17 protein-coding genes are annotated in these 24,507 nt (G+C 70.2%); 10 read left to right on the forward strand and 7 right to left on the reverse strand.

Going from position 1 to position 24,507, the window contains the following annotated elements; genetic code table 11:
* The first annotated feature begins 329 nt into the window (after positions 1-329).
* The 8 genes from ACIQ7M_RS32600 (at position 330) to ACIQ7M_RS32635 (ending at position 10,765) form a co-directional block, all read left to right on the forward strand.
* On the forward strand, positions 330-4,022 hold the full coding sequence (locus tag ACIQ7M_RS32600) for a nitrate- and nitrite sensing domain-containing protein (protein ID WP_403651025.1): 3,693 nt from the start codon (positions 330-332) through the stop codon (positions 4,020-4,022).
* A gap of 9 nt (positions 4,023-4,031) precedes the next feature.
* Complete coding sequence (locus tag ACIQ7M_RS32605) at positions 4,032-4,445, forward strand: roadblock/LC7 domain-containing protein (protein WP_355761633.1); 414 nt, start codon at positions 4,032-4,034, stop codon at positions 4,443-4,445.
* A gap of 111 nt (positions 4,446-4,556) precedes the next feature.
* The gene (locus tag ACIQ7M_RS32610) at positions 4,557-4,955 is read left to right on the forward strand and encodes a DUF742 domain-containing protein (RefSeq protein ID WP_355761631.1); all 399 of its coding nucleotides are present in this window, start codon (positions 4,557-4,559) and stop codon (positions 4,953-4,955) included.
* Positions 4,936-5,511, forward strand: a complete 576-nt coding sequence (locus ACIQ7M_RS32615; RefSeq protein WP_028802395.1) for an ATP/GTP-binding protein — start codon at positions 4,936-4,938, stop codon at positions 5,509-5,511. Before ACIQ7M_RS32610 ends, ACIQ7M_RS32615 begins: the two co-directional genes overlap by 20 nt.
* A gap of 351 nt (positions 5,512-5,862) precedes the next feature.
* Entirely contained in the window at positions 5,863-9,090 is a 3,228-nt protein-coding gene (locus ACIQ7M_RS32620) for a nitrate- and nitrite sensing domain-containing protein (protein ID WP_403651028.1), read from the forward strand.
* A gap of 11 nt (positions 9,091-9,101) precedes the next feature.
* Complete coding sequence (locus tag ACIQ7M_RS32625; protein ID WP_261709979.1) at positions 9,102-9,515, forward strand: roadblock/LC7 domain-containing protein; 414 nt, start codon at positions 9,102-9,104, stop codon at positions 9,513-9,515.
* Positions 9,516-9,609: 94 nt separating this feature from the next.
* On the forward strand, positions 9,610-10,203 hold the full coding sequence (locus ACIQ7M_RS32630; protein WP_355761626.1) for a DUF742 domain-containing protein: 594 nt from the start codon (positions 9,610-9,612) through the stop codon (positions 10,201-10,203).
* On the forward strand, positions 10,184-10,765 hold the full coding sequence (locus tag ACIQ7M_RS32635; RefSeq protein WP_351123795.1) for an ATP/GTP-binding protein: 582 nt from the start codon (positions 10,184-10,186) through the stop codon (positions 10,763-10,765). Before ACIQ7M_RS32630 ends, ACIQ7M_RS32635 begins: the two co-directional genes overlap by 20 nt.
* A 233-nt stretch (positions 10,766-10,998) precedes the next feature.
* Here the strand turns inward: ACIQ7M_RS32635 and ACIQ7M_RS32640 are convergent, their stop codons facing one another.
* Together ACIQ7M_RS32640 and ACIQ7M_RS32645 are read right to left on the reverse strand one after the other, a co-directional pair.
* Positions 10,999-11,193, reverse strand: a complete 195-nt coding sequence (locus tag ACIQ7M_RS32640) for an acyl-CoA carboxylase subunit epsilon (RefSeq protein WP_384787264.1) — start codon at positions 11,191-11,193, stop codon at positions 10,999-11,001.
* A 57-nt stretch (positions 11,194-11,250) separates the two neighbouring features.
* The gene (locus tag ACIQ7M_RS32645; protein ID WP_355761620.1) at positions 11,251-12,858 is read right to left on the reverse strand and encodes an acyl-CoA carboxylase subunit beta; all 1,608 of its coding nucleotides are present in this window, start codon (positions 12,856-12,858) and stop codon (positions 11,251-11,253) included.
* Positions 12,859-13,394: 536 nt separating this feature from the next.
* Here ACIQ7M_RS32645 and ACIQ7M_RS32650 point away from each other — a divergent pair.
* A complete protein-coding gene (locus tag ACIQ7M_RS32650; RefSeq protein WP_386984149.1) occupies positions 13,395-14,027 on the forward strand; it encodes a YceI family protein in 633 nt (210 codons plus the stop codon).
* Between the two features lie 131 nt (positions 14,028-14,158).
* On the opposite strand, the gene ACIQ7M_RS32655 is transcribed toward ACIQ7M_RS32650, so the two are convergent.
* Together ACIQ7M_RS32655 and ACIQ7M_RS32660 are read right to left on the reverse strand one after the other, a co-directional pair.
* On the reverse strand, positions 14,159-15,514 hold the full coding sequence (locus ACIQ7M_RS32655; protein WP_403651032.1) for a hypothetical protein: 1,356 nt from the start codon (positions 15,512-15,514) through the stop codon (positions 14,159-14,161).
* A gap of 121 nt (positions 15,515-15,635) precedes the next feature.
* A complete protein-coding gene (locus ACIQ7M_RS32660) occupies positions 15,636-18,677 on the reverse strand; it encodes a glycoside hydrolase family 3 protein (protein ID WP_403651034.1) in 3,042 nt (1,013 codons plus the stop codon).
* Between the two features lie 289 nt (positions 18,678-18,966).
* On the opposite strand from ACIQ7M_RS32660, the gene ACIQ7M_RS32665 reads away from it, so the two are divergent.
* On the forward strand, positions 18,967-20,841 hold the full coding sequence (locus tag ACIQ7M_RS32665; RefSeq protein WP_403651036.1) for a lectin: 1,875 nt from the start codon (positions 18,967-18,969) through the stop codon (positions 20,839-20,841).
* A gap of 90 nt (positions 20,842-20,931) precedes the next feature.
* Here the strand turns inward: ACIQ7M_RS32665 and cimA are convergent, their stop codons facing one another.
* The 3 genes from cimA to ACIQ7M_RS32680 all read right to left on the reverse strand — a co-directional run bounded on the left by cimA (position 20,932) and on the right by ACIQ7M_RS32680 (position 24,507).
* Positions 20,932-22,536 (reverse strand): citramalate synthase, encoded by a 1,605-nt coding sequence (gene cimA / locus ACIQ7M_RS32670; protein ID WP_355761605.1) that lies wholly within the window; start codon positions 22,534-22,536, stop codon positions 20,932-20,934.
* 327 nt (positions 22,537-22,863) lie between these two features.
* Positions 22,864-23,454, reverse strand: coding sequence for a TetR/AcrR family transcriptional regulator (locus ACIQ7M_RS32675; protein ID WP_386984157.1), 591 nt, complete (start codon positions 23,452-23,454; stop codon positions 22,864-22,866).
* A 15-nt stretch (positions 23,455-23,469) separates the two neighbouring features.
* Positions 23,470-24,507, reverse strand: a complete 1,038-nt coding sequence (locus ACIQ7M_RS32680; protein ID WP_403651039.1) for an agmatine/peptidylarginine deiminase — start codon at positions 24,505-24,507, stop codon at positions 23,470-23,472.

A 24,507-nucleotide genomic window follows, 5' to 3' on the forward strand; every position in this document is an offset into this window, starting at 1 on the left:
GCGCGCCCACGGCTCGTAGGCCTATGCCCGGTATGTACGAGAACCCTTTACACACCTCGTGACCTGTCACTCACATCCTGTCACGAAGGTCACAGCCTGGTACACGGGCCTTGTTGGAGATCCTGGGCTGTGCTGGAATTCCTCGGACCGCCGCGGATTTCACGATCCGACGCGCGGGGGCGCTACTCAGCGCCGAGTGGCGGCGGGAAGGGGGAGCCTGCGCCGGTCACTTCGACCACATACACAGGGCGTATCTGCGTCCGTGTACAACGCCGACACCGTCCCGCCGTTCCAGCGGAGGGGCGCCTGGTCCAGAGGTTGCGACGCTAGTGCAGGGACGTTTCAAGAGGGATGGCAGCGCTTCGGCGGAGCCGGAGCCGCGCGGCGGGACCGACCGCGGTTCCTCGCCCCAGCACGCCCAGAACCCGGGACCGGCAGAGGTCGGCGGCAGCGGTGAACATTCCGCTCGCGCCGGCGCGAAGCCCAAGGCTCCCGCCACCACGACCGACGCCACGCAGAGCGCCACACCGGGCCACGGCTCGCGCGTAGCCCTGCGGAACTGGCGCATCTCGACGCGACTCGTCTCGCTGCTCGCACTCCCCGTGGTCGCCGCGACCTCGCTGGGTGCGCTCCGCATCAACGAGTCGATGGACAACATCCAGCAGCTCGACAACATGCGACTGCTGACCGAGATGACCAAGCAGGCCACCGAACTCGCGGCCGCCCTCCAGCAGGAGCGCGACGAGACGGCCGGCCCGCTGGCCCACGGCGCCCTGTCCAACGACTACGAAGTCAAGAACGTGCGCGACGCCACGGACGTGGCGAAGAAGCACTTCCTCGAGGGCACCCAGCAGGTCGACGACGCCACGGCCAAGGGCCAGCTCTCCGGCGTGCACGACAGCCTCGTCGGTGTCGTGAGCGAGCTCTACAAGCTCAACCAGATCCGCAGCGACGCCTACAACGACCCGCAGAACTCGACCCAGACGGTGGACGCGTACCACCGCCTGGTCAACGAGCTCCTCTCGCTGTCGCAGGACATGGCCGAGGCGACCAGCAACCCGGAGATGATCCAGCGCACCCGCGCGCTGGCCTCGTTCTCCGCCGCCAAGGAGTACGCCTCCGTCCAGCGGGCCGTCATCGCCGCCGCGCTTCCCACGCGCCCGACGACCTTCGGAACCCTCTCCAAGAACGACCAGCAGTACGCGCGGTCCGCGCAGGAGAGCCAGGAGTCCGAGAACCAGGCCTTCAAGAACATCTACGGCGCCGGCAGCACGGACCTCCTCCTGCCGATCGAGGGCGACAACCCGACGATCAAGTCGGCCGACCAGTACGCCAAGCGCGTGCTGACCAACCCCGAGGGCCTGAAGACGCAGAACAAGCGGTCCTACAGGGACTGGCTCGACGACGACTCGTCCAAGATCGACCAGATGTCGAAGATCGAGACCACGCTGCTCAGCGAGATGGAGCAGAAGGCCCGTGCGCTGCGCAACGAGTCGCAGAGTGAAGCGATCATCTCCGGTATCCTGATCCTGCTCGTCCTCGGTGTCTCGCTCGTCGGCGCCTTCGTCGTGGCCCGGTCCATGATCCGCTCGCTGCGCCGCCTGCAGGACACGGCCACCAGGGTCGCCCAGGACCGTCTGCCCGAGCTCGTCAAGCAGCTCTCGGAGTCGGACCCGCAGGACGTCGACACCTCCGTGGAATCGGTCGGTGTGCACTCCCGGGACGAGATCGGCCAGGTGGCCGCGGCCTTCGACGACGTGCACCGCGAGGCAGTCCGCCTCGCCGCCGAGCAGGCCCTTCTGCGAGGCAACGTCAACGCGATGTTCACCAACCTCTCGCGCCGTTCGCAGGGTCTCATCCAGCGCCAGCTCTCGCTCATCTCCGAGCTCGAGTCCCGTGAGGCCGACCCCGACCAGCTCTCCTCGCTGTTCAAGCTCGACCACCTCGCGACCCGCATGCGCCGTAACGGTGAAAACCTCCTCGTCCTCGCCGGTGAAGAGCCCGGCCGTCGCTGGACCCGTCCGGTCCCGCTGGTCGACGTCCTCCGCGCCGCCGCCTCCGAGGTGGAGCAGTACGAGCGCATCGAACTCGCCTCGGTGCCCGGCACCGAGGTCGCCGGCCGGGTCGTCAACGACCTCGTCCACCTGCTCGCGGAGCTGCTGGAGAACGCCACCTCGTTCTCCTCCCCGCAGACCAAGGTCAAGGTCACCGGTCACGCCCTGCCCGACGGCCGCGTGCTGATCGAGATCCACGACACCGGCATCGGTCTGTCCCCCGAGGACCTGGCCGCGATCAACGAGCGGCTCGCCGCCCCGCCCACGGTGGACGTCTCCGTCTCCCGACGCATGGGTCTGTTCGTGGTCGGTCGTCTGTCGCAGCGTCACGGCATCCGCATCCAGCTCCGCCCGTCCGACTCCGGTGGTACGACCGCGCTGGTCATGCTGCCCGTGGACGTCGCCCAGGGCGGCAAGAAGCCCATGCCGAACAAGCCGGGCCAGAGCGCCGGCGGCCCCGCCGCGTCGCAGGCCTCGGCCGGTGTGGCCGCGGCCCGTCGCTCGGGCGGTCCCTCGCTCGGCGCCGGCTCCCCCTCCGCTCCCGGCGGTCCCCTCGGGGCCCCGCCGCAGCGCGGACAGGTCGGCTCGGGCCAGGCTCCGCGAGCCGCGCTGCCCGGCACGGGCCAGGGCGGTCGCCCCGGTGCCGCCGGCGGAGCGCGTGGTCCGCAGCAGGGCCAGGGTCAGCAGGGCCGGCAGGCTCCCGCCGGCGCGAACGCCTTCGGGCAGAGCCCGCAGCAGGGCTTCCCCGCCCAGAACGGCTCGCAGCAGCAGGGCTTCGGCAACGGATCCGGCACGGGCCAGACGGGTCAGAACGCCTTCGGCGACAGCAACCAGGCTCCCGCCGCGCCCGCGAAGGCGTCCGGCGGCAAGAGCGGCCGTCGTCGTCCGCAGCTTCCGGGCCGCGGTGGCGCACGCGCCGAGCTGCCCGGCGGCAACGCCGGTTCCCGCACGCCGAGCTGGAGCGACGACAACGCCCAGCCGCCGGTGCCGCGGACCTCGCACGACACCCCGCGTGGTCACGAGGACCCCGACGCCACGTCGCGCATGCCGCGCGTCGACGACCGTCAGGGCCCCGCCTCCACCGCGGAGTTCGCCCGTCCCGACTTCGACGCCCCGCGCCCCGGCGCGAGCGCGCCGCAGAACAACGGCCAGAACAACGGCCAGTACGGCTACGGCAACCAGTCCTCGGCGGGCCAGAACCCGGCCGCCACGGGACAGTTCCCCGCCCAGGGCTACGGGGCCTCCCAGTCCCCGTCGTCCACCGGCCAGTTCGCCCAGCCGGGCTACGCGCCTTCCCAGGACCCCGCGTCCACCGGGCAGTTCGCGGCACCCGGCTACGGCAACGGGCAGGGCTCGTCCACCGGACAGTACGAGCGGCCGGCCACCCCACAGGCCCCCGCCCGTCCGCAGGCCCCCGAGGCGCTTCCCCCGGCCTCGAACCCCGGTGACGGCCGTACGCCGCTGTACGACACGCTGGAGACCAACTGGTTCCACGGTCAGGCGAACGGCTCGGACGGCGCGCCCGCGGGCGGTGCCGCCCAGAGCCATGGGACGCAGAACAACGGGACGCAGAACAACGGGTCCCAGGGATACGCCCAGGCCGCTCCCCAGCAGCCGCAGACTCCGCCGGCTCCGCAGCGGCCGGCTGCCGCACCGGCCGCAGCGCCGGCCGCCACCTCGTGGCGCAGCTCTCCGAACGACGATCTCGTCAAGCAGGCGGAGCGTTCCCGTAAGCCGTCGGCAGGCGGGATCACCACCTCAGGCCTGCCGCGCCGAGTCCCGCGAGCCAACCTCGTCGCGGGCACGGCACAGCAGCAACAGCACCAAAGCGGTCCGCAGGTCTCGCGTGCGCCCGATGACGTACGCGGCCGGCTGACCAATCTCCGTCGGGGCATTCAGCAGGGTCGACAGGCCGGCAACGGTCAGACCGGCAGCTTCCCCAGCCCCACTCACCAGCAGGAGCGTTAGTTGAGCCCGATGAGCCAGGCGGCACAGAACCTCAACTGGTTGATCACCAACTTCGTGGACAACACCCCTGGGGTGTCCCACACCGTCGTCGTGTCCGCCGACGGACTCCTTCTGGCAATGTCCGAAGGCTTCCCCCGCGACCGCGCGGACCAACTGGCGGCCGTCGCCTCCGGACTCACTTCGCTGACCGCCGGGGCTTCCCGGATCTTCGAAGGCGGCTCGGTGGCCCAGACGGTCGTGGAGATGGAGCGCGGTTTCCTCTTCCTGATGTCGGTTTCGGACGGATCGTCCCTCGCGGTCCTCTCCCACCCGGATTGCGACATCGGCCTTGTCGGCTACGAGATGGCACTGCTCGTCGACCGTGCGGGCGCCGTCCTCACGCCGGACCTGCGTGCCGAACTACAAGGCAGTCTGCTTCACTGACCGCCGCCGGATCCAGACACCGCACGAAATCACCGTCCGGCCGCCACAATCCCCCCACCGGCCTCAACAGACGGCACGACTGACCGACTTGCTGTCCCGCCCGGAGGATTCATGACCCCGCCCCCCGCCTCTCATGATCCGTACGACGATTCGTACGGGGATGAAGGCGACCAGCCGCTGGTACGTCCGTACGCGATGACCGGCGGCCGGACCAGGCCGCGGTACCAACTGGCCATAGAAGCTCTGATCAGCACCACGGCCGATCCGGCCCAGCTGATGGGACTGCTCCCCGAACACCAGCGCATCTGCCACCTGTGCCGGGAAGTGAAGTCGGTGGCCGAGGTGTCGGCCCTCCTGTCCATGCCGCTCGGCGTGGCCAGGATCCTTGTCGCGGACCTCGCCGAGGCCGGACTTGTCGCCATTCACCAGCCTGGCGGCGATGAGAACAACGGCGGCGCGCCGGACGTGACACTGCTCGAAAGGGTGCTCAGTGGACTTCGCAAGCTCTGACGGAGGCCGGGCGACCACCTCCGCGAAGATCGTCGTAGCGGGTGGTTTCGGTGTCGGCAAGACCACGTTCGTGGGTGCCGTCTCCGAGATCAACCCCCTGCGCACCGAGGCCGTCATGACCTCCGCCTCGGCGGGTATCGACGACCTCACCCACACCGGGGACAAGACCACCACCACGGTGGCCATGGACTTCGGCCGTATCACCCTCGACCAGGACCTGATCCTGTACCTCTTCGGTACGCCGGGCCAGGACCGCTTCTGGTTCATGTGGGACGACCTGGTCCGCGGCGCCATCGGTGCCGTGGTCCTGGTGGACACCCGGCGTCTCGCCGACTGCTTCCCGGCGGTCGACTACTTCGAGAACAGCGGCCTGCCGTTCGTCATCGCCCTCAACGGCTTCGACGGTCACCAGCCGTACAACCCGGAAGAAGTGCGCGAGGCCCTTCAGATCGGCCCGGACGCTCCGATCATCACGACGGACGCGCGACACCGTGCGGATGCGAAGAGCGCTCTCATCACGCTGGTCGAGCACGCCCTCATGGCACGGCTGCGGTAGCAGCCAAGTAGACGGCTCCCTATGGAAGTTGTCGTAGACGCATTGGAGCCGGCTGTGTCATTTGACACGGCCGGCCTCGGTGTTCATAACGTTTCGACAGAGAATTTCGCTGGCCCCGACACGCATAGCGGTCACCCGATGCCCCTGCGTTCATGAAAGCCCCGTCTTTTGGCGGGGCTCGCTCTTTATGACCGTTTTATCTGTGGTCGGCACCACTCGGAATCACCCGTTCCGAGTGTTTGGAATGGCGCTGCTTGACGTGCTGGAATGCGCTGAACTGCCCAGTAGTCAAGGGCGCTGGTAGATACGGCGGCACACAGTAGGTGCCGACGCCGAGAGGTTGTTGGTCGAGTGAGGCGAAGCATGAACGGTCCCGAGCCGTCGGCACGGGGCAACTTCACCCCGCCGGCGCGCGGAGCGGCGCCCGCACAAGTCGCCGGCCCCGAGCCCACGCAGGCGCCCGCGCCGAGCGGGAGCCGATTCTCCCCGCGCAACTGGCGCGTGCCGACCAGGCTGAACGCGATCCTGCTCATACCCGTGGTGGTCGGCCTCGTCATGGGCGGCTTCCAGGTGAAGAGCTCGATCGACACCTGGCAGGAAGCGCAGGACGCCGAGAAGACGGCGCGCCTCGTGCAGGCGGCACTGAACTACGGCGACAAACTGTTCGTCGAGCGCGACCTCAGCGCCGTGCCCCTGCTGTCCGGCAAGGGCGCCAAGGACGCCACCGTCGTGAAGGTCCGCCGGGACACCGACCTGGCCGCGGACGCCTTCGACGAGGCCGCCCAGAACATGCCCCAGACCCCCGGTCTGGAGCGCCGCCTCACGGTCTTCCGCAACGTCGAGCCCGGTCTCGAGAAGCTGCGGACCGTCGCGTACACCACCAAGCTTCCCGGTGTGCAGACCGAAGAGGGCTACCTCCAGATCCAGCACCCGCTGATGGAGTTCGCCAACGAGCTCGGCCTGGGCACCGGCAACATCACCAGCTACGGCCGTACCGTCTACGCGATCTCGCTGTCCAAGGCCGCGCTGTCGCTGGAGCGGTCCATCGGCCTGCACCTGCTGATCAAGCCGGGTCCCGGCGTCAGCGGCCTCGCCAGCCAGCGCGTCGCCCTCTCCTCGTACGCCTACCTCGAGGGCATCGCCATCGAGGAGTACAAGGGTGGTGGCACCGAGGCCGACACCGCCAAGCTCGAAGAGGCGTCGGCGAAGATCAAGTCGGAGCTGACCGCGAAGGCCAAGGAAGCCGCGGCCGCCGACCCGACCTACGTACCGCCGCCCACGGGCGACAACGAGATGGTCAAGGACCTCGCGTCGCTCGCTTCCCCGCTGGAGAGCGACCGGGCGGTACTCGCCGCCAAGGGCGTCACGGCGCAGAACTGGATGGCGGTCAACACCGCCAAGTACAACGCGTACCGCCAGATCGAGTCGGACCTCGCCGACAAGGCCGTGGCCGAGGCCGGTGACATCTCCGACACGGCTCAGACCGACGCCTTCATCACCGGTGCCATCGTCGTGGTCGCCCTGCTCGCCGCGTTCATCCTGGCCGGCATGGTGGCCCGCCAGATGAGCCGCGCGATGCGCCAGCTCCGCAGCGCCGCCTTCAACGTCGCCGAGCAGCGCCTGCCGATGCTGGTCGACCAGCTCTCGCGCACCGACCCCGGCCGGGTCGACACCCGCGTGCAGCCGATCCCGATCAACACGACGGACGAGATCGGCGAGGTCGCCCGCGCCTTCGACCAGGTCCACCGCGAGGCCGTGCGACTGGCCGCCGAGCAGGCCCTCCTGCGAGGCAACATCAACGCGATCTTCACGAACCTCTCGCGCCGCAACCAGTCGCTGATCGAGGGCCAGCTGACCCTCATCACCGACCTGGAGAACAACGAGGCCGACCCGGACCAGCTCGAGAACCTCTTCCGGCTGGACCACCTCGCGACCCGTATGCGCCGCAACGGTGAGAACCTCCTGGTCCTCGCCGGCGAGGAGCCCGGACGCCGCTGGGACCAGCCGGTCCCGCTGGTCGACGTCCTGCGCGCCGCCTCCTCCGAGGTGGAGCAGTACGAGCGCATCGAGCTCTCCGGTGTCCCGGAGGCCGAGATCCACGGCCGCGCCGTGACCGACCTCGTGCACCTGCTCGCCGAGCTCCTGGAGAACGCGACCACGTTCTCCTCCCCGCAGACCAAGGTCCGTGTCACCGCGACCCGTCTCCCCGACGGCCGCGTCATGGTCGAGATCCACGACAAGGGCATCGGTCTCACGGCCGAGGACTTCGCGGACATCAACCACAAGCTGGCCAACCCGCCGACCGTGGACGCCGCGATCTCGCAGCGCATGGGCCTCTTCGTGGTCGGCCGTCTGTCCGACCGCCACGGCATCCGCGTCCAGCTCCGCCCCTCGGGCGAGCAGGCCGGCACCACGTCCCTCGTCATGCTCCCCGACGCCATCACCCACGGTGGCGGTGGCGAGCAGCAGCCGATGACCGACGAGTTCACCGTGTCGCAGATCATTCCCGAGCAGCAGCAGCATCAGCAGCAGCAGTTCCCGGGCGAGAACTTCGGTGTGCAGCAGCAGCCCGTGCTGACCGCCGCGGACCTCGGTTTCGACGACAGCCGCTACGAGGTCCCGGACGACGCCCGTGACCTGGACCCGGTGGGCCGCTCCCTGATGCGTGAGGAGCGCCGTGCGGCCCTGGAGGCCCAGGCGCAGGGTCCGGAGGCCATCGAGGCCCCCCAGGCCTACGGCGACGCCTTCGACGCCCCGGCCGCCCCCTCGTACGACAACGGACAGCCGTCGTTCGACGGCGCCCAGGCGTACGACGGCGCGCAGGGTGTGCACGAGGAGCAGCAGACCACGTACGACCAGCAGACGTCGTACGAGGAGCCGCAGCAGGCTGCGTACGACGAGGCGTACTTCCCGTCCAATGGCGGCTACCCTGAGCCCTCCTACACGGAGCCGGTCCAGCAGGAGCACGCCGGGATGGGCGGCTCCGCCCCGGAGACGCTGTCGGGCTACGGTGAGCCGTCCTACCAGGACGACTGGCCGCAGCAGGACGCGTACCAGGGCGGGTACCGGCCCGACTACGCTCCGGAAGCGGGATCTCCGCAGGTCGCTGACGCGAACGAGCGGGACAGCGTAGGCTTTGGTCGTCCGGGTCCGGCCGCTTCGGCCCCCCACACGATGACCGACGCGGGCCTCCCCCGCCGCGGACCCGTTCCCGCCGGCAACGGCCGGCGTCCCGCGGAACCGGCGAGGGAGCAGGCGCCGCCCATGTCCTCCGGGAACACGGGCGACGACTGGCGGTCGTCGAACGACGACCGTTGGCAGCGCGCCGAGCAGCTCAAGAAGCCCAAGGCGGGCGGGGTCACCTCGTCCGGTCTGCCGCGGAGGGTGCCCAAGGCCAACCTGGTCGAGGGAACCGCGGAATCGACCCCGCAGGGCGGCCCCCAGGTCTCCCGTGCTCCCGAAGACGTCCGGGGCAGGCTGAGCAACCTGCGTCGCGGCGTGGAGCGGGGACGCAATGCAGGTAGTGAGACGAACGGCCAGGGCCTCGGTCCTGACAGCACCTACAACCAGGAGCGTTAGTTGTGAGCCCGATGAGCCAGGCGGCACAGAACCTGAACTGGTTGATCACCAATTTCGTGGACAACACCCCCGGGGTGTCGCACACGGTGGTGGTCTCCGCCGACGGACTCCTTCTGGCTATGTCCGAAGGCTTTCCCCGTGACCGCGCCGACCAGTTGGCGGCCGTCGCGTCCGGTCTGACCTCTTTGACCGCGGGTGCTTCCCGTATCTTCGAGGGCGGCCACGTGAACCAGACTGTTGTGGAGATGGAGCGAGGATTCCTCTTCCTCATGTCCGTTTCGGACGGTTCTTCACTCGCAGTACTTGCACACCCTGAGGCGGACATCGGTCTCATTGGGTACGAGATGGCGCTTCTGGTGGACCGTGCGGGCACGGTTCTCACTCCGGACCTTCGTGCGGAGCTCCAGGGCAGCCTTCTCAACTAATAGACAGACGGTGCGAATTCGCGTCCCGGGGCCGTAAGGTTTCGGGACGCGGTCCCAGCGTTGGGTGCCCGGCACGGTCGGAGGAGGAGAGAAAGTGGTAACACCCCCAGGCGGTTCGTCTTCGGGCAATTGGTCGTACGGCCCCGGCCAGGGGCAGGGCGACGGTTCAGGCGACCCGAACCGGTACAACTTTCCTCCCTCCGCGCCCAGCCAGCGGCGCCAGCCGTACGCGCCCCAGGGTCCCCAGGGTCCCGGGCCGTCTCCGTACGACCAGCCGTCGGCTCCGCGCATCCAGCCCGTGCAGCCGCAGCGACGCTCGCCCGAGGCGTCCCCCGCCGGGTCGGCGAGCAACCCCCTGGTGCGTCCGTACGCCATGACGGGTGGCCGCACCAGGCCCCGTTACCAGCTCGCCATCGAGGCGCTGGTGCACACAACCGCGCAGCCTCACCAGATGCAGGGCCAGTTGCCCGAGCATCAGCGCATCTGCAACCTCTGCCGGGAGATCAAGTCGGTGGCTGAAATCTCGGCCCTGCTGACCATCCCTCTCGGTGTGGCCAGGATCCTCGTCGCCGACTTGGCGGAAGCGGGCCTGGTCGCCATTCATCAGCCGGGCGGCGACGAGAGCGCCGGCGGCCAGCCAGCCGTGACATTGCTCGAAAGGGTGCTCAGTGGACTTCGCAAGCTCTAGCGGAGGGCCTTCCCGCTCCACCACGTCCGCGAAGATCGTGGTGGCGGGCGGCTTCGGCGTGGGCAAGACCACGTTCGTCGGCGCCGTCTCGGAGATCAACCCGCTGCGCACCGAGGCCGTCATGACGTCTGCTTCGGCGGGCATCGACGACCTCACCCACACCGGGGACAAGAAGACCACGACGGTCGCCATGGACTTCGGACGTATCACCCTGGACCAGGACCTGATCCTGTACCTGTTCGGTACGCCGGGCCAGGACCGCTTCTGGTTCATGTGGGACGACCTCGTGCGCGGCGCGATCGGCGCCATCGTGCTGGTGGACACCCGCCGTCTCGCCGACTGCTTCCCCGCGGTCGACTACTTCGAGAACAGCGGCCTGCCGTTCGTCATCGCCCTCAACGGCTTCGACGGCAGCCAGCCGTACAACCCGGAGGAGGTCCGCGAGGCCCTCCAGATCGGCCCGGACGCCCCGATCATCACGACGGACGCCCGTCACCGCGCGGACGCCAAGTCCGCGCTGATCACGCTGGTCGAGCACGCCCTCATGGCGCGCCTGCGCTAGCGTCCCCCGCTCGCACGACGACGGCCCCCGTTCCTCCACCCGGAGGAACGGGGGCCGTCGTGCGTCGCCGGCCGAACTCCTGCCCCGTACCGCCCCGTTGGGCGGGCGGGTGGCAGGGAGTGCCCGAACACCCGCCCCGGAGGCTCCTGTTGGCCGTGGAGGGCGTCCGCGGGCTTCCGGACACACCACAGCCCCGCCCTCCATCGGAGGACGGGGCTGTCGGCGTCGGACTCTCAGTGCCAGCTGTGCGGCGCCCGGAAACCGGGCTCCCGCTCCAGGCGGCGCCAGCCCGCCTTGCGGTGGGGGCGGTGGGAGGAGTCGGCATCAGTGGGAGCGGAGGCCGCACGGGCCAGGAGGATCGCGGTGATGGCGGCGACCTCCTCGGGCTCGGCGTGGCCCTTCTCGACGCGGATGTCAGGGGTGCTCATAGGTTTCAGTCTCCATGAGAGAGGTTTCCGCGGGGGTACCGCGGAGGATCCGCCGGGTTACTGCGGGGGGTTGCCGTGCTTGCGGGAGGGCAGGTCCGCGTGCTTGGTGTGCAGCATCGCGAGCGACTTGATCAGGACCTCGCGGGTCTCGGCGGGGTCGATGACGTCGTCGACCAGCCCACGCTCGGCGGCGTAGTACGGGTGCATCAGCTCGGCCTTGTACTCCTTGACCATGCGGACGCGCATCGCCTCGGGATCGGCGGCATCGGCGATCTGACGGCGGAAGATGACGTTGGCGGCACCTTCGGCGCCCATCACGGCGATCTCGTTCGTCGGCCAGGCGTAGGTGAGGTCGGCCCCGATGGACTGGCTGTCCATGACGATGTAGGCACCTCCGTACGCCTTGCGCAGGATGAGGGAGATCCGCGGCACCGTCGCGTTGCAGTAGGCGTAGAGCAGCTTCGCGCCGTGCCGGATGATCCCGCCGTGCTCCTGGTCGACACCCGGGAGGAACCCGGGCACGTCCAGCAGCGTGATGATCGGGATATTGAAAGCGTCACACATCTGGACAAAGCGTGCAGCTTTTTCGGATGCCTCGATGTCGAGCACACCCGCCAGACTCTGCGGCTGGTTGGCAACGATGCCGACGACCTGGCCGTCGAGACGGGCCAGCGCGCAGATGATGTTGCGGGCCCAGCGCTCGTGGACCTCGAGGTAGTCGCCGTCGTCGACGAGCTCCTCGATGACCTTGGTCATGTCGTACGGGCGGTTGCCGTCGGCCGGGACCAGGTCCAGCAGCACCTCGCTGCGGCGGTCGGCCGGGTCCGCGGACTCCGCGCGCGGCGGGTTCTCGCGGTTGTTCTGCGGGAGCATCGACAGGAGGTAGCGCACCTCGGCGATGCAGGTCTCCTCGTCGTCGTACGCGAAGTGGCAGACGCCGGAGGTCTCCGCGTGGACGTCGGCGCCGCCCAGACCGTTCTGGGTGATCTCCTCGCCCGTCACCGCCTTGACCACGTCCGGGCCGGTGATGAACATCTGCGAGGTCTCGCGGACCATGAAGACGAAGTCCGTGAGCGCGGGCGAGTAGGCCGCGCCGCCGGCGCAGGGGCCGAGCATCACGGAGATCTGCGGGATGACGCCGGAAGCCTTGGTGTTGCGCTGGAAGATGCCGCCGTAGCCGGCGAGCGCGGAGACGCCCTCCTGGATACGGGCGCCGGCGCCGTCGTTCAGGGACACCAGCGGCGCACCAGCCGCGATGGCCATGTCCATGATCTTGTGGATCTTCGTGGCGTGGGCCTCGCCGAGGGCGCCGCCGAAGATGCGGAAGTCGTGGGCGTACACGAAGACCGTGCGGCCCTCGACCGTGCCCCAGCCGGTGATGACACCGTCGGTGTACGGCTTCTTGGCCTCCAGGCCGAACCCGGTCGCCCGGTGCCGGCGGAGCTGCTCGACCTCCTGGAACGAGCCCGCGTCGAGCAGCAGCTCGATGCGCTCCCGGGCGGTCAGCTTGCCCTTGGCGTGCTGCGCCTCGGTCGCCTTCTCGCTGGGACCCCGCAGCGCCTCCGCACGGATGGCGTGCAGCTCGGCCACCCGGCCACGCGCGTCCGTCGGTTCGCCTGAGGGGATCGTGGAGCTCGCGGTGTCGGCCTCGTCCAAAACGGTCATGTAGCGACCATACGAAGTCCACCAAGGAAAGAGGCCCGTCGACTCTGCACAGTCTCCGGACCGTTTTCCTGGTGCCCCTGAACAGAACCACCATCACATGCAGGCGATCCGACTGCCCGGAGGGGCCTGGGGTTGTCGGGGTCTCACAAACTGTTCGGCCGACCGCCCCCTCACATTCATGAGCGGCCCATGCCGTCACCGGGGTGACGCGGACGCCCGTTCGGCGGTCCGCGCACCCCGGGGGCACGGCTTCGGCGGCCGCCGCGGGCGCGGTGGAGGACGTCCCGGTGGTCGCCCTCGCCGGCGTGACCGTAGTCGAGCTCGCGACCGTTCCCGTGCGAGCGGATGCCGCTCGCGCTCCCGGTCTCGACGCCGGACGGATGCGACCCACCGTGACATCACGCGCACACTCCGGATGCTGTTGAAACTTGAACGGAATAGGTCTACGGTTGCCCACGTTGGCATCGTTGAACATTCAACAGACTCACGCCGTGGCTCTCCCCGGAACCGCGGCCCGTCCCCCCAAGGAGCACCTCATGGGTATCTTCGGCCGCAAGACCACCGACACCGCCACGACCTCCGCCGCCGCGACGGCCACCGCGCCGGCCGCCGCCGTCAGCCCGGACCTGGCCGCGCTGACCGGCGACTACACCATCGACCCGGCCCACTCGACGATCGGCTTCGTCGCCCGGCACGCGATGGTGACCAACGTCAAGGGCAGCTTCAAGGACTTCGAGGGCACCCTGCACCTGGACGGCGGCGACCCGTCGCGGTCCACGGCCTCCCTCGACATCACGATGGACAGCATCGACACCGGTTCCGCCGACCGCGACGGCCACCTCAAGAGCGCCGACTTCTTCAAGACCGACGAGTTCCCGGCGATGACGTTCCGCTCCGTCAAGGCGGAGGCCCTCGGCGGTGACGACTACCGGATCACCGGCGACCTGGAGATCCTCGGCACCACCAAGCAGATCAGCATCGACCTGGAGTTCAACGGCTCCGCGAAGGACCCGTTCGGCAACGAGCGCGTGGGCTTCGAGGGCAAGGCCGAGATCCTGCGCTCCGAGTGGGGCCTCACCTGGAACGCGGCCCTGGAGACCGGCGGCGTCCTCGTCTCCGACAAGATCAAGCTGAACTTCGACATCTCGGCGATCAGGAACGCCGGCTGAGTCACCGGCCCGTGGCCCACCGAGCGCGCCCGCCCGCTTTCTCCGTAAGGGAGGAGGCGGGCGCTCTCGTGTCCGGCCCCGGGGAGGGCCGCGGGGAGGGCCGCGGGGAGGGCCGCGGGGCGCGCCCGGCCTCAGAAACCGCCGCCGAAGTCGCCGCCGCCCCCGCCGAAGTCCCCTCCCCCGCCGTCACCGAAGCCGCCGCCGAAGTCGCCGGAGTCGAAGTCGGCGCCGGAGACATCGCCTCCGTCGTAGCCGCCGCCGAAGTCGCCGTACCCGGTGCCGTACGCGGCCCCGTACCCGGGGCTCGCCATGATGCTGCCGAGCACGGTCCCGACGAGCAGGCCCGGCAGCAGGCCGCCGCCGAAGTAGCCGCCCGCCCAGGGGCCGTACGCCGGGCCCGCGTCCCAGTACGGTCGGCGGCCGTATTCCGTCTCGACCTCGCGCACCGCCGGCTGTTCGCCCCCGGTGAGACGCATCCAGTCCGCCTTGCAGACCGGGACCTCGCGGGGCGCGCCCCCGGCGGGTGTCCAGGCCGCGTCGGCGACGGACGGGCCGTGCCGGGGGTCGAAGAAGCAGGGCGCGCGCCGCTCGGGCACCGGGCGGCCCTCGCGGCGCGCCGCGAGCACGGCGAGGGAGAAGCGGCCCTCCTCCAGGGACTGGGTGACGGCGCGCACGTCCTCGGGGCGCCGGGCCTGCGCCATGGACGACTTCGCCTGGTCGTAGGCGTCCAGCGCGCGTTCGTAGTCCGCGCGCATCGCGTCGTCGGCGCCGGCCTCGGCGGGGTGGAAGTCCAGCCGGTCGAGTTCCTCGCCGAAGGCGGTGATGTCCTCGTCCACGACCACGCGGAGCCGGTCCAGCGCGGCACGCTGTTCCTCCTCCTGCCGGCGCCGGTTGCGCCGTACGACCGTGTACGCGCCCGCGCCGCCGATCACGGCCACCGCGCCGACCGCGATCAGCGCTCCCGTCGAGACGCCTCCGTCGTTCGAGCCGCCGCCCCAGCTCTCGGGGGCCGCGCCGTGGATGTTGGCGAGCGCGCGGTCGGTGAACTCGTTGAGCTGGGTGTTCGCGTCCGACACGCCCTGGACGCTGGTGACGAGGTTCTGCACGGCCGAGCGGGACATCACCGCGGAGTCGGCGCGGGCGTCGAAGCGGTCGCCGAGCCTGATCGCGTAGAGGCCGGTGATCCCGGTGTCGGTGCGCAGGTTCCGGAACAGGTTCGCGGTGGGGAAGTCCGCGGGGAGCACCGCGACGAAGACCGGCTTGTCCGCCTTCTTGATCTTGGCGGCGAGGGCGTCGGCCTCCGTGGCGGAGAGCTGGCCGGAGGCGGCCGGGTCCACGTAGACCGGGCCCTTCCGCAGGGCCGCCGCGACGGTGGAGACATCGGTGGCGGCGTGGGCCCCGGGCGCCGGGAGCCACACCAGCGCCAGGGCCGCGAGCATCAGTGCGACCAGCAGGCCTGGAAGTCCTCGGGTGAGTGCGGCCCTCATGCCTTGAAGCTACCCGAACCGGAGCGAAACCGGACATCGGCAGAGCGGCCTGCCGCGGCCGCCGGAACGCGGGCCGGCCGGGGCTGACGGTTCAGCCCCGGCCGGCCCTCCCGTTTCTCCCTCAGGCCGCGCGGTACGCCTGGGCCAGCTTCGCCACCGCCTCTCCGTAGTGGCCGGTCAGCAGGAGATGGTCCGCGTCCGCGAAGGGACCCGCGTTCGCCGCGGTGACCGACGTGCCGATCTTCTGCTGGACGAGCAGGCGGGCCTTGGTCACGACCGCGCGGGCCGTCCTGTCGGCGCCGCTCCGCTCCGCCGCCGAGGCCACCCGGGCGAGCTCCCGCAGCGTGGTGGCGCCACCCCCCGGTGTCTTCGTCAGCGTGGTGAGCCCCCAGCCGTACGGGAACTGCGGATCGTAGGAGGCGTCACCGACGTTGATCGGGAGCTGGGCCTCCGCCTTGGGCCAGGTGACCGGGAGCTGCCCGGTGAAGGCGCGCTTTCCGTAGAGGACGTCCGCGACCCCGTCGCCCTCGGTGCCCGGCAGCCAGGAGGCGACGAGGGCGTCGATGCCGCCGAGCCGGTCGCCGATCAGCTGCGGGCGGCCCGAGACGACCAGCACGGCGCACTTCATGGCCGCGCACACCTTGTCGACGGCCGCCTTGTCCGCCGCGGTCAGCTCCAGGTCGTTGCCGTTGCCGACGTCGCCGACGCCCTCCGCGTACGGGGTCTCGCCGACGACGACCACGCCGACGTCGTACCCGCCCGTCGGTGCCGAGGCGTCCTTGGAGTACGTGACGTCACCGCCGGCGTTCCGCATGCCCTGGAGGACCGTCGTCCCCTTGGTGATGTTCCCGGACGAGCCCTGCCAGGTGAGGGTCCAGCCGCCGGTCTGGTTGCCGAGGTCGTCGGCGTTCGAACCGGCGACGTAGACCTTCTGGGACTTCTTCAGCGGCAGGACGCCGCCCGCGTTCTTCAGCAGGACCTGGGACTCGGCCGCCGCCTGCCGTGCCACGGAGCGGTGCGCGGCGGAGCCGATCCGCGAGGCGCCGTCGGTGTCCGCGTACGGCTTCTCGAAGAGCCCCAGCTCGAACTTCTGGGTGAGGACGCGCGACACGGCGTCGTCGATCCGCCGCTGGGTGACGCGGCCCGCCTTCACCTCGTCCGTGAGCGTCGTCCGGAAGTCCTTGTAGGAGTACGGCACCATCATCATGTCCACGCCCGCGTTGACCGAAGTGCGCACGTGCGAGGCGTAGTCGCCGGGGAGCTGGTCGATGGCGTTCCAGTCGCTGATGACGAAGCCGTGGAAGCCCATCCGGCCCTTGAGCACGCCGTTGATCATGTCGGCGCGGGCGTGCATCTTCACCGGGCCCTGACCGTCGCCGATGATGTCGAGCGAGGAGTACGACGGCATGACCGAGCCGACGCCCCGGTCGACCGCGGTCTTGAACGGCGCCAGGTGGACGGCCTCCAGCTCCTGCCGGGTGACCTTGGTGACGCCCTGGTCGAGGGTGTACGAGCCCGTCGTGGACGTGCCGTACCCGGTGCCGCCGTCGCCGACGAAGTGCTTGGCGGTCGCGAGGACCCTGTCGTCGTCCTTCAGGTCACTGCCGTCGCGGGCACCCTGGAGGCCCTGGACGACCGTCTCCATGGACTTCACGAGCGCCGGGTCCTCGCCGAAGGACTCGTAGGAGCGGCCCCAGCGTTCGTCGCGGGTCACGCACAGGCAGGGCGCGAAGTCCCAGGGGATGCCGGTGGCGCGGACCTCGGAGGCGGTCACCGCGCCCGTCCGCTCCGCCAGAGCGGGATCGCGGGTGGCGCCGATGCCGATGTTGTGGGGCATGACCGTCGCGCCGGCGAGGTTGTTGTGGCCGTGCACCGCGTCCACGCCGTAGATCAGCGGGATCTGGAACCGGGTGGCCTGCGCGCGGAGCTGGTAGCCGTCGATCATCGACGCCCAGGCCGCCGCGGTGTTGGGGGTCGGTGTGGAACCGCCGCCGGAGAGCAGGGACCCGAGGTCGTAGGCGGCGATGTCGCCGCCCGTGCCGATCGCGCCGCGCTCGGCCTGGGTCATCTGCCCGGTCTTCTCCTCCAGGGACATCCTGGAGACGAGGTCGGCGACCCGCTTCCGCACGGGCAGTTTCGGGTTCAGATACGGCAGCCCGTGGGCGTCGATGACGACCTGCGGGGTCTCGGCGGGGGCCTTGGCCCCGGTCACCGTGAGCTTGAGGGGGATCGTCTCGGCCGCTTCGGCGGACTTGTCGCGCAGGGTCCGGACGGTGACGGTACGGCTCGTGCCGGACGTCGTACCCGCCGGGAAGGTGATCTCGCCCTTCACGGGGGTGTAGTCCCTGCCCGGCGCGGCGCCGCCGCCCGCGCTCTCGTAGGCGACGGTGACGGGCTCGTCGATCGGGGCGGAGCCGGTGGTGGCGACGGAGACCCTCACCCGCGCCGTGCCGCCCTCCTCGACCGGGTAGACCGCCGAGTCGGTGCTGACGGAGGCGCGCAGGGACTGGTCGGCCTTGCCGTACAGCTCGACGTCGTCCAGGGCGAACTGCCCCGGGGCGCCGACCGGGAGGGTGAGGGCGTAGCCCCACATCTGCGTCAGGCCGAGGACCTGGTCGATGCCGCCGACGGGCTGGTAGTCCGTGCGGTAGACGAAGTCGGCGAAGGGGATCTCGACCTGTTTCCAGCCGCTGAAGTCATCGGTGAAGGAGGTCGTCCACAGCTCCGAGGCCTCGCCGTTGGCGCCGCCGTCCTTGATCTCGAAGGAGATCTTCTTGGCGGTGTTCCGGCCGTCCCACCAGAAGCGGATGCCCTTGTGCGCGGACCAGTCGTGGGCCGGCTGGTCCGCCGCGAAGTCGTGGGTGAATCCGCCGTAGCCGCTGATGTCGTAGTCGCCGGTGAGGACCTTGGCGCCCTCGGGTGCGTCGGAGCGCGCGGTCAGGGCGAGTCTCGGCGGGTCGTCGCTGTCGCCGCCCCAGGTGAAGAGGCCCTCGGCGGGCTGGTTCGCGAAGGGCACCTCGCCCTCGAAGCGGTCGACGGGGACGGGCGCGGGTTCATCGGCCGCCGCCGTTCCCGCCGAGGCGAGCGGAAGCAGTCCGGCGATCAGCGCGGCACCGGCCAGCAGAGCGGTTCTTCGTACGGAGTTCCGATCGAGCCCGGTCAATGGGGTTCCCCTCGACTCTCACGTGGTGCGGACGACGTGGTTCCTGACGATGACGTGCCGCTCTGTTCCCTCGCTCGTCTCACGACTTAGATCACGGCGTGAGTTAACTGGTGCCCCGGCAACCCGTCAAGACTTCACGCCAGAACCGGTACAGACTCAAGTCCCGGCCGGATCAGGGCAGTTGTTCCTTCAAAGTCTGAACGCGCAACCCCTTGACGCGCCTTCGCAGCCGTCATTTACTCACGCCTCGCACGCCTCCCAACCCCCACCTCCAGAAGGGCGGCGCTCCATGAGGAGATCCACCAGGAGATCCACTCGGACGGCCCGGCTGATCGTCGCCGGGCTGCTCGCCACCGCGGGATTCACGGCGGCCGCGCCCGCGCACGCCGCGGGCGAACAGGTCACCGCCTATCTGACGACGACGGACGACGCCGGCGGACGGCATGTCGTGCGCGGCCTCCAGGCGCAGGCGCCGTTCGCCTTCCAGTCGGGCAGCGGCGGCGGTGGCGAGAACATCACCGTCGACGAGAACACGCGGTACCAGAGCTTCACCGGCGGCGGCGCCTCCTTCACGGACACCGCGGCCTGGCTGATGAACAGCAGCGGCGCGCTGTCGCAGAGCACCCGTGACGCGGCGATGCGCAAGCTCTTCTCCCCCACGGACGGGATCGGACTGTCCTTCCTGCGCAACCCGATGGGCGCCTCCGACCTCGCGCGCTACGGCTACACCTATGACGACGTGCCGGCCGGGCAGAGCGACCCGAACCTGGCCCGGTTCTCCGTCGCGCACGACCTGGCCGACGTGGTCCCGCTGACCAGACAGGCACTCCAGCTCAACCCCTCCCTGACGGTGATGGCCTCGCCGTGGACGGCGCCGGCCTGGATGAAGGACAGCGGGTCGCTGAACGGCGGCTGGCTGAAGGCGGAGGACTACGGCGCGTACGCCTCGTACTTCGTGAAGTACCTCCAGGCGTACCGGGACCAAGGCATCCCGGTCTCGTACGTCACCGCGCAGAACGAGCCGACCTGCTGCTCGGGCTATCCCTCGATGAGCTGGAACGCCTCGGGGCTCGCCTACTTCACCAAGAGCGAGCTGCTGCCCAGGCTCCAGGCGGCCGGGCTGTCCACGAAGGTGCTCGCCCACGACTGGAACTGGGACGTGTACGACTCCTACGCCGCCCAGACCGTCGACGACGCCGCGGTCCGCTCGCACCCGAACTTCGGCGGGATCGCCTGGCACGGCTACGGCGGTGACATCGCCAAGCAGACGAGTGTGCACAACCAGTACCCCGGCCTCGACGCCTTCGGGACCGAGCACTCCGGCGGCACCTGGATCGCGAACCAGCAGCGCGAGGACATGCTCAACATCGTCGACTACACCCGCGACTGGGCGAAGTCGGTGACCAAGTGGTCGCTCGCCGTGGACCAGAACAAGGGCCCGCACAACGGGGGTTGTGGCACCTGCACCGGGCTGATCACCGTGCACAACGGCGACGGGGCGAGCGGGACCGTCGACTACACGGTCGAGTACTACACGATGGGCCATCTGACGAAGTTCGTCCGGCCCGGGGCGCAGCGGATCGCCTCCACCGCCTCGTCCACCGTCCCGAACGTCGCCTGGCGCAACCCGGACGGCGGCAAGGCACTGATCGCCTACAACGACGCGTCCACCGCCAGGACCGTCACCATCAACTGGGGTTCCCAGCACGCCACTTACTCGCTGCCGGGCAAGACCTCGGCGACGTTCACCTGGTCCGGCACCCCGTCGGGCGGCGGCAGCCAGTCCGGCGCGTTCGTCGGACTGGCCGGCAAGTGCCTCGACGTGGCGGGGGCGTCGAACGCCAACGGCACCGCGGTCCAGCTCTACGACTGCAACGGCAGCGCCGCGCAGTCCTGGACCGTCGGGTCCGACGGATCGGTGCGCGCGCTCGGCAAGTGCCTCGACGTCACCTCGGGCTCGACGTCCGACGGCGCCAGGATCCAGCTCTACGACTGCAACGGCTCGGGCGCCCAGCAGTGGTCGTACAGATCGTCGACGGGTGACGTGGTCAACACGGCGGCGAACAAATGCCTCGACGTGACGGACAACTCGTCCGCGAACGGGGCGCGGGCGCAGATCTGGTCGTGCACGGGGGCCGCCAATCAGAAATGGCAGCTCCGGTAGCCGCCCGGCACCGCGAAGGAACCGGGACGTGGTGAACGCGGTGAACGCCGGAGGGTGCGGTTCGCGCGCCCTCCGGCGTTCGGGGCGGGTCTACGAGGCGGGTTCGACCCCGGCCCGGAGCAGGCCGTAGGTGTACGCGTCCTCCAGCGCCTGCCACGACGCGGCGATGACGTTCTCCGCCACGCCGACCGTGGACCACTCCCCCGTGCCGTCGGACGTGGAGATCAGGACGCGGGTCGTGGACTGCGTGCCGTGCTTGCCCTCCAGGATGCGGACCTTGTAGTCGACCAGCTCCAGCTTGGCGAGCTGCGGGTAGAGCGTCTCCAGGGCCACGCGCAGGGCGCGGTCGAGGGCGTTGACCGGCCCGTTGCCCTCGGCGGTGGCGACGATGCGCTCGCCCTTGGCGAAGAGCTTGACCGTGGCCTCGTTGGCGTGGCTGCCGTCGGGGCGGTCCTCGACGATGGCCCGCCAGGACTCGACCTCGAAGTAGGTGCGCTTGCGGCCTTCGGCCTCCTCGCGGAGCAGGAGCTCGAAGGAGGCGTCGGCGGCTTCGTAGGTGTAGCCCTCGAGTTCGCGCTCCTTGACGCGTTCGACGACCCGGGCGACCAGTTCGCGGTCGTCGCCGAGGTCGACGCCGAGCTCCTTGCCCTTGAGCTCGATGGAGGCGCGGCCGGCCATGTCGGAGACCAGCATCCGCATGGTGTTGCCGACCTGTTCGGGGTCGATGTGCTGGTACAGATCGGGGTCGACCTTGATGGCGGAGGCATGCAGGCCCGCCTTGTGCGCGAACGCCGACACTCCCACGTACGGCTGGTGGGTGGAGGGGGTCAGGTTGACGACCTCGGCGATCGCGTGCGAGATCCGCGTCATCTCCCGCAGCGCGCCCTCGGGGAGCACCTTCTTGCCGTACTTGAGCTCCAGGGCCGCCACCACGGGGAACAGGTTGGAGTTCCCGACCCGCTCGCCGTAGCCGTTCGCGGTGCACTGCACGTGCGTGGCACCCGCGTCGACGGCGGCCAGGGTGTTGGCGACCGCGCAGCCGGTGTCGTCCTGGGCGTGGATGCCGAGGCGGGCGCCGGTGTCCGCGAGGACGGTGGAGACCACGGCCTGCACCTGCGCCGGGAGCATCCCGCCGTTGGTGTCGCACAGCACCACCACGTCGGCGCCGGCCTCGTGCGCGGCCCGCACCACGGACTTCGCGTAGGCGGGGTTGGCGCGGTAGCCGTCGAAGAAGTGCTCGCAGTCCACGAACACCCGGCGGCCCTGTGCCACCAGGTGGGAGACGGTGTCGCGGACCATCTCCAGGTTCTCCTCCAGCGTGGTGCGCAGCGCCAGCTCCACATGCCGGTCGTGGGACTTGGCGACCAGCGTGATCACCGGGGCACCCGAGTCCAGGAGTGCCTTGACCTGGGGGTCCTCCGAGGCCTTGCCGCCCGCCCTGCGGGTCGCTCCGAAGGCCACGAGCTGGGCGTGCCGGAAGTCGATCTCCTGGGCGGCGCGGGCGAAGAACTCGGTGTCGCGGGGGTTGGCGCCGGGCCAGCCGCCCTCGATGAAGCCCACCCCGAAGTCGTCCAGGTGCCGCGCGATGGCCAGCTTGTCCGCCACGGTGAGGTTGATGCCCTCGCGCTGCGCGCCGTCGCGCAGCGTCGTGTCGAAGACGTGGAAGGAATCGTCGACTTCGCTGGTTTCCGTCATGGTCTCAAGGCTCCTGTATTGAAACTCGGTCTACCGGAATGACCGGCTCCACCGTCCCCCAATGATCCCTCGCGCTGCGCTCCCGGCTGAAGGTGGGCCAGAAATGCGAAAAACCCCTCGCGGGTGCGAGAGGTCTGCGCGCGGGTCGAGAACGACGGTGTCCGCCCGTACCTGGTCGTACGTGGCGGTCACTGCGGACCGGCGCGCCTGCTGCCAATAATCATGGCGAACGAGAGCACGGGGGCAGTGTGGCACATACCGCCCCCGTGATCACACGGTGTCTCAGGATGCGAGCACTGGGCTACATGATCGGCGGACGCCGGCCGCTCAGCGCAGCGACTCGTCGAGGAACTCCCGCACGTGGGACAGGACCTGCTCGCGGCTGGTGCCGCGCAGGCCGATCGCCACATGGATGGAGAAGCCGTCCAGCAGGGCGCGCAGCCGGGCGCCGAAGCGGTCCGCGTCGACGGGCCGGAACTCGCCGCGCGAGACGCCCTCCGCGAGCAGCGCGACGAGGTCCCGGTGCCAGGCGCCCTCGATGGCGGCCTGGCGGTCCCGGGCGTCGTCGTCCGCGTTCTGGGAGTGGTTCCAGACCTCCAGCCACAGGGTCCAGTGCGGGTCCCGGTGGCCGTCGGGGACGTACAGGTCGACGTAGGCGTCCAGGCGCTCGCGGGCGGTTCCGCGCGCGGCGAGCAGCCGGCCGCGCTCGGCGCCGAGGCGGCCCTCGCTCCACTCCAGGGTGCGCAGCAGCAGCTCGTCCTTGGAGCGGAAGTAGTAGAGGAGATGGCCGCTGCTCATGCCGACCTCACGGCCGAGCGCCGCCATGGTGAGTTTCTCCAGACCGCGTTCGGCGATCATCTCCATGGCGGCGGCGAGGACCTCCTCGCGCGGTGGCGCGTTCTTCCGCGCACCGGCCATCCGTGACTCCCCTTGTCAGACCTTCGGCTGCTGCTGGGTGATGCAGTGGATGCCACCGCCGCCCGCGAAGATCGTACGTGCGTCCACCAGGGTGACGGTCCGCTCGGGGAAGAGCCGGCGGAAGATGTCCGCGGCGGTCTCGTCGCGCGGGTCGTCGAAGCCGCACAGGACGACGCCGTCGTTGCAGAGGTAGTGGTTGATGTACGAGTAGTCGGCCCAGTGGCCGTCGGCCTCCAGGGCGGTCGGGGCGGGGACCTCGACGACCTCGATGGCGCGCCCGCGCGCGTCGGTCTGGGCCTTGAGCAGCCCGATGACCTCCCGGCTCACCTCGTGGTCGGGGTGCGCGGGGTCCTGCTGGGAGTGGGCGACGATCACGCCGGGCCGGGCGAAGGCGGCGACGATGTCGACGTGGCCGAGGGTGCCGAAGCCGTACGGGGGGTAGTCGCCGGTCAGGCCGCGCGGCACCCAGATGGCCTTCTCGGTGCCGAGCTGGGCGTGGATCTCCGCCTCGACCTGCTCGCGGCTCCAGCCGGGGTTGCGCTCGGGGCCGAGCTGGACGGTCTCGGTGAGCAGCACGGTGCCCTCGCCGTCGACGTGGATCGCGCCGCCCTCGTTGACCAGCCGCGAGGCGTACGTCTTCGCGCCGGCCAGTTCGGCGACCTGGGCGCCGATCTTGGAGTCGTGCTCCCAGCGGGCCCAGTCCTGGGCGCCCCAGCCGTTGAACGTCCAGTCGACGGCGGCGAGTCCGCCCTGTCCGTCGGTGAGGAAGGTGGGGCCGATGTCGCGCATCCAGGCGTCGTCGAGTTCCCGCTCGACGGTGTCGATGCCGGGGCCGAGGAGTTCGGCGGCCGGCCCGGACTGGCCCGGGCCGCACACGACGGTGACGGGTTCGAAGCGGCGGACCGCGCGGGCCACCTCGGCCCAGGCGGCACGGGAGGCGGCGAGGTCCTCGGGGCTGTCGAAGGTGGGGTTGGGGCCCGGCCACGCCATCCAGGTGCGCTCGTGCGGGGTCCACTCGGCGGGCATGCGGAAGCCGTCGGCGGCAGCAGACAT

The organism is Streptomyces sp. NPDC096324, from assembly GCF_044763015.1.
GTDB lineage: Bacteria > Actinomycetota > Actinomycetes > Streptomycetales > Streptomycetaceae > Streptomyces.

Excerpts from the sequence above, each read along its gene's own strand:
- ACIQ7M_RS32605 (WP_355761633.1), top strand. The coding sequence starts at position 4,032 with ATGAGCCAGGCGGCACAGAACCTCAACTGGTTGATCACCAACTTCGTG.
- ACIQ7M_RS32610 (WP_355761631.1), top strand. The coding sequence starts at position 4,557 with ATGACCCCGCCCCCCGCCTCTCATGATCCGTACGACGATTCGTACGGG.
- ACIQ7M_RS32625 (WP_261709979.1), top strand. The coding sequence starts at position 9,102 with ATGAGCCAGGCGGCACAGAACCTGAACTGGTTGATCACCAATTTCGTG.
- ACIQ7M_RS32640 (WP_384787264.1), bottom strand. The coding sequence starts at position 11,193 with ATGAGCACCCCTGACATCCGCGTCGAGAAGGGCCACGCCGAGCCCGAG.
- ACIQ7M_RS32645 (WP_355761620.1), bottom strand. The coding sequence starts at position 12,858 with ATGACCGTTTTGGACGAGGCCGACACCGCGAGCTCCACGATCCCCTCA.
- ACIQ7M_RS32650 (WP_386984149.1), top strand. The coding sequence starts at position 13,395 with ATGGGTATCTTCGGCCGCAAGACCACCGACACCGCCACGACCTCCGCC.
- ACIQ7M_RS32655 (WP_403651032.1), bottom strand. The coding sequence starts at position 15,514 with ATGAGGGCCGCACTCACCCGAGGACTTCCAGGCCTGCTGGTCGCACTG.
- ACIQ7M_RS32665 (WP_403651036.1), top strand. The coding sequence starts at position 18,967 with ATGAGGAGATCCACCAGGAGATCCACTCGGACGGCCCGGCTGATCGTC.
- cimA (WP_355761605.1), bottom strand. The coding sequence starts at position 22,536 with ATGACGGAAACCAGCGAAGTCGACGATTCCTTCCACGTCTTCGACACG.
- ACIQ7M_RS32675 (WP_386984157.1), bottom strand. The coding sequence starts at position 23,454 with ATGGCCGGTGCGCGGAAGAACGCGCCACCGCGCGAGGAGGTCCTCGCC.
- ACIQ7M_RS32680 (WP_403651039.1), bottom strand. The coding sequence starts at position 24,507 with ATGTCTGCTGCCGCCGACGGCTTCCGCATGCCCGCCGAGTGGACCCCG.